This is a genomic window from Streptomyces sp. NPDC055078 (assembly GCF_053607985.1).
In genome coordinates this window covers 1-5,502 of the sequence record NZ_JBSGUP010000562.1, presented here as the reverse complement: position 1 = coordinate 5,502, position 5,502 = coordinate 1, and the positions used below count along the sequence as shown (strand labels likewise).

At 67.8% G+C, this 5,502-nt stretch carries 3 protein-coding genes; all 3 read right to left on the bottom strand.

The features are described from left to right. A partial coding sequence (gene gyrA, locus ACWF94_RS32015; RefSeq protein WP_453496466.1) for a DNA gyrase subunit A occupies window positions 1-2,320 on the bottom strand: 2,320 nt, incomplete at its 3' end. A gap of 41 nt (window positions 2,321-2,361) precedes the next feature. Continuing rightward, window positions 2,362-4,425, bottom strand: coding sequence for a DNA topoisomerase (ATP-hydrolyzing) subunit B (gyrB, locus tag ACWF94_RS32010; protein ID WP_453496463.1), 2,064 nt, complete (start codon window positions 4,423-4,425; stop codon window positions 2,362-2,364). Window positions 4,426-5,047: 622 nt separating this feature from the next. Beyond that, window positions 5,048-5,502 (bottom strand): DUF721 domain-containing protein (locus tag ACWF94_RS32005; protein WP_453496460.1); only part of this gene is annotated, 455 nt, incomplete at its 5' end.

Sequence of the window (5,502 nt, the reverse complement as noted above, 5' to 3'; positions counted from 1 at the left end):
GGTGCGCCCCCGGTTCCTCCACGTTGTGGGGGGCCTTTTTCCGGCGGCCGCCGCGACCCTGAACGCGGTACTCGTCGACGGCGCTCCGCTTCGCGTAACCGCCGTCGGTAGCAGTGAACACGAACGTACCGGGCCGCACCACATTCATGGAGAGAAGCTCGTCTCCTTCACGGAAACTCATCCCCTTGACGCCGGATGTCGCACGCCCCATTGGCCGCAGCGCGTCGTCCGTCGCGGTGAACCGGATCGACTGCGCCTTCCGGCTGATGAGCAGCAGATCGTCCTCGGCGGACACCAGCTCCGCCCCGATCAGTTCATCGGCAGAGCCCTCGCCGGCGGCCTCCGTCTCGCGGAGGTTGATCGCGATGACACCACCCGATCGCGGCGAGTCGTAGTCCTTGAGGGGTGTCTTCTTGACCAGCCCGCCCTTGGTGGCGAGCACCAGATACGGCGCGGCCTCGTAATCGCGGATCGCGAGGATCTCGGCGATCTGCTCGTCCGGCTGAAAGGCCAGAAGATTGGCCACATGCTGACCACGCGCGTCCCGGCCCGCGTCGGGCAGTTCATATGCCTTCGCGCGGTAGACCCGGCCCTTGTTGGTGAAGAACAGCAGCCAGTGGTGGGTGGTGGAGACGAAGAAGTGGTCGACGATGTCGTCTTCCTTGAGCTTGGTGCCCCGGACGCCCTTGCCGCCGCGCTTCTGCGAGCGGTAGTCGTCCGTCTTCGTACGCTTCACATAGCCGCCACGCGTGATGGTGACGACGATGTCCTCCTCGGCGATCAGGTCCTCCATGGACATGTCGCCGTCGAAGGGCACCAGCATGGAGCGCCGGTCGTCGCCGAACTTCTCGACGATCACCGCCAGCTCCTCACTGACGATCTGGCGCTGCTTCTCGGGCGAGGCGAGGATCGCGTTGTACTCGTTGATCTTCGTCTGCAGCTCGTCGTGCTCCGCGACGATCTTCTGGCGTTCCAGGGCCGCCAGCCGGCGCAGCTGCATCTCCAGGATGGCGTTCGCCTGGATCTCGTCGATGGAGAGCAGGTCCATCAGACCGCCGCGCGCGATCTCGACCGTGTCACTGCGCCGGATGAGCGCGATGACCTCGTCGATCGCGTCCAGCGCCTTGAGCAGACCGCGCAGAATGTGCGCCCGCTCCTCCGCTTTGCGCAGCCGGAACTTCGTACGCCGGACGATGACCTCGATCTGGTGGTGCACCCAGTGCCGGATGAAGGCGTCCAGGGACAGGGTGCGCGGCACCCCGTCGACCAGGGCCAGCATGTTGGCGCCGAAGTTCGTCTGGAGGTCGGTGTGCTTGTAGAGGTTGTTCAGCACGACCTTGGCGACGGCGTCGCGCTTGAGCACGATGACCAGGCGCTGGCCCGTACGGGAGGAGGTCTCGTCCCGTACGTCGGCGATGCCGCCGATCTTGCCGTCCTTCACCAGATCGGCGATCTTCTGCGCGAGGTTGTCCGGGTTGACCTGGTAGGGAAGCTCCGTGACCACCAGGCACTGGCGGTTCTGGATCTCCTCGACCTCGACGACCGCCCGCATCGTGATGGAACCGCGACCGGTGCGGTACGCCTCCTCGATGCCCTTGCGGCCCACGACGAGCGCACCGGTCGGGAAGTCCGGGCCCTTGATGCGCTCGATCAGCGCGTCGAGCAGCTCCTCGTGCGTGGCCTCGGGGTGGGCCAGCGCCCACTGGGCACCGGCCGCGACCTCGCGCAGATTGTGCGGGGGAATGTTGGTGGCCATGCCGACCGCGATCCCCGCCGAGCCGTTGACCAGCAGGTTCGGGAAGCGGGCCGGGAGAACCGTCGGTTCCTGGTTGCGGCCGTCGTAGTTGTCCTGGAAGTCGACGGTCTCCTCGTCGATGTCCCGGAGCATCTCCATGGACAGCGGCTTGAGCCTGCACTCGGTGTACCGCATCGCGGCGGCCGGGTCATTGCCCGGGGAGCCGAAGTTGCCGTTGGAGTCGACGAGGGGCATCCGCATCGACCACGGCTGCGCCAGTCGCACCAGGGCGTCGTAGATCGAGGAGTCGCCGTGCGGGTGGTAGGTACCCATGACGTCGCCGACGACGCGGGCGCACTTGTAGAAGCCCTTCTCGGGCCGGTAGCCGCCGTCGTACATCGCGTAGAGCACGCGCCGGTGGACCGGCTTGAGGCCGTCCCGTACGTCGGGCAGCGCGCGCGAGACGATGACGGACATCGCGTAGTCGAGATACGAGCGCTGCATCTCGGTTTCGAGCCCGACGGGCTCGATCCGCATCGTCGGCTCTTCTTCGGTGGTGGCGGAAATGGGTGTCTCGTCGGCCATTGCTGGTCTTCGGTCCTTTCGTGCGGTCAGCTGAGGCCGACTCAGATGTCGAGGAAGCGGACGTCCTTGGCGTTGCGCTGGATGAAGGAGCGCCGCGCTTCGACGTCCTCACCCATCAGCACCGAGAACAGGTCGTCGGCCTGCGCGGCGTCGTCCAGCGTGACCTGGCCGAGAACGCGGTGCTCCTGGTCCATGGTGGTGATGCGCAGCTCCTCGGCGTTCATCTCGCCCAGACCCTTGAAGCGCTGGATCGAGTCCTCCTTGATCCGCTTGCCCTGCTGCTTGCCCAGCTCGACGAGAGCGTCGCGCTCCCGGTCCGAGTACGCGTACTCGAAGTCGTCCCGGCCCCACTTGATCTTGTACAGCGGCGGACGGGACAGGAACACATGCCCTGCCTCCACCAGGGGCCGCATAAAGCGGAAGAGGAAGGTCAGCAGCAGGGTGTTGATGTGCTGACCGTCGACATCGGCGTCCGCCATCAGGATGATCTTGTGGTAGCGGAGCTTCTCGATATCGAAGTCCTCATGGACCCCGGTGCCGAAGGCCGAGATCAGTGCCTGCACCTCGGTGTTCTGCAGGATCTTGTCGATCCTGGCCTTCTCGACATTCAGGATCTTGCCGCGGATGGGCAGGATCGCCTGGTACATCGGGTTACGGCCGGACTTCGCCGAGCCGCCGGCGGAGTCGCCCTCGACGATGAAGATCTCGCACTTGGTGGGGTCGTTGGACTGGCAGTCACTGAGCTTGCCGGGCAGCGAGGCCGACTCCAGCAGGCCCTTGCGGCGGGTCAGATCACGGGCCTTGCGGGCGGCGACGCGCGCGGTCTGTGCCTGGATCGACTTGCGGATGATGTCCGCTGCCTCATTGGGATTGCGGTCGAACCAGTCGCTCAGATGTTCGTGCACGACCTTCTGGACGAAGGTCTTCGCCTCGGTGTTGCCCAGCTTGGTCTTGGTCTGGCCCTCGAACTGCGGCTCGCCCAGCTTGACGGAGATGATCGCCGTCAGACCCTCGCGGATATCCTCGCCGGAGAAATTGTCGTCCTTCTCGCGCAGCAGCTTCTTGTCGCGCGCGTACCGGTTGACCAGGCCCGTGAGCGCGGCGCGGAAACCCTCCTCATGCGTACCCCCCTCATGCGTGTGGATGGTGTTCGCAAAGGAGTAAACGCCCTCGGTGTACTGAGAGTTCCACTGCATCGCGATCTCGACCGAGAGCAGGCGCTCCTTGTCCTCGGACTCGACGTCGATCACCGTGGGGTGGATCAGCTCGCCCTTGCGCGAGTTCAGGTACTTCACGAAGTCGACGATGCCGCCCTCGTAGTAGTACGTGACCGTCCTGACCTGCTCCTCGGCCGGATCCTCGACGGTGTCGACGCCCGCGGTGGCCTTCGCCGAGTCCCGCTCGTCGGTCAGCGTCAGGGTGAGGCCCTTGTTGAGGAAGGCCATCTCCTGGAAACGGCGTGAGAGCGTCTCGAAGGAGTACTCGGTCGTCTCGAAGATGTCGCCGTCGGCCCAGAACGTCACCGTGGTGCCGCTCTCCTCGGTCGCCTCGTTCCGCGCCAGGGGCGCGGTGGGCACGCCGAGCTTGTAGTCCTGGGTCCAGCGGTACCCGTCGGTCTTGACCTCGACCGCGACCTTGGACGACAGGGCGTTGACGACGGAGACGCCGACGCCGTGCAGACCGCCGGAGACGGCATAGCCGCCGCCGCCGAACTTGCCGCCCGCGTGCAGGACCGTGAGAACCACCTCGACGGCGGGCTTGTTCTCGGACGGGATGATGCCCACGGGAATGCCTCGGCCGTTGTCGACGACGCGTACGCCGCCGTCCGCGAGGATCGTGACATCGATGGTGTCCGCGTGGCCGGCCAGGGCCTCGTCGACGGAGTTGTCGACCACCTCGTACACCAGGTGGTGAAGCCCGCGCTCACCGGTCGAGCCGATGTACATGCCAGGGCGCTTGCGGACCGCGTCCAGTCCCTCCAGGACGGTGATCGCACTGGCGTCGTACGAGGCGGTGACCTCGCCGTTTCCATCAGCGGGGGTGGACGGGATGTTCTCGTTGGGGTTGCCGGAATCGGCCACGAAGCGCCCTTTCTGGCACAGCACAAGCCGTTCTCCGGGCAGGCGGGAGCGGCTGCGTCGTTCGACATGTTCCGCAAGGTGGCGGGATTGTCCACCAGTCTACCGGTACCGCCGACACGAATGGGGGTTTGGCGGTAGCTGAGTCCGCATGTGCCGCCCTGAACACCGCTGGTCCGACTCCCCATATTCGGGGTGGGGCTTCAGGAGGCTCACACGGGCATTGAGCGCTTTGGACTGTCAACGAGTGACTACGGTGAGGGACACATCACAAAACGGGCACGAAGGCTGCCTCCGCCGGCTCCGTCCGGGCAGGGGCGGCGGGACGGTCTCACGGCGGTCCGCCGGGGCGGCGCCGGGGCTCGCGGGCCCGCCGACCCGCCGGAGCGGCCCGTACGCGCGGCGGGGGCATCCCGTACGCGCGTCACGGCGTCCTGCCGTTCCGGGCGTCCCTGCCTTTCCGCCGGGGTGCGCCGGGGCTCGCGGGGCCGCGGTGGCGGCCACGGCGACTGCCGACGGCCTGCGACGGCCGGGGCCCTGCGGTACGGCGGCCCGGCATCGGTCGGCCGTACGCGGAGGCCGTACCGGCCGGGGCCGACCGCCCAGGAACGCCCGGCGGCCCCGGCGCGTGCCCTGCCCGGCGGCGCGCTCACCCGTAGGTGTCGCCCGGCCCGACGCTCCCGGGCGCCCGCAGCGGGCCGTACCCCTTCCGGGGCCCGCCCGGACCGAGCACCTTGATCAGCCGGACCGTCCCGTGCCCCAGGTCCTCGTTCAGCCGCGCCACCAGCCTCGGAGCCAGCAGCCGCAGCTGCGTCGCCCAGGCCGTCGAATCGCACTGCACCGTCAGGACGCGCTGGTCGGGGTCCTCGTCGTAGCGCAGCGGTACGCAGTGGTTCGCCAGGTCCTCGCCGACGATCTGCGGCCAGCGCCCCATCACACCGCCCACCGCTGCCGGGGTCTCCCAGCCGCGCTCGGTGATCAGCCGGTTGATCGCGGCACCGAGCGGCAGCGGGTCGCGGCCCTCGGCCCGCGCCCCCGCGCGCACTCCACCACCCCCGCTGGCCCGCCGGTTATCCAGCGCCCCCCCGCCCCAGGCGCCGGGCC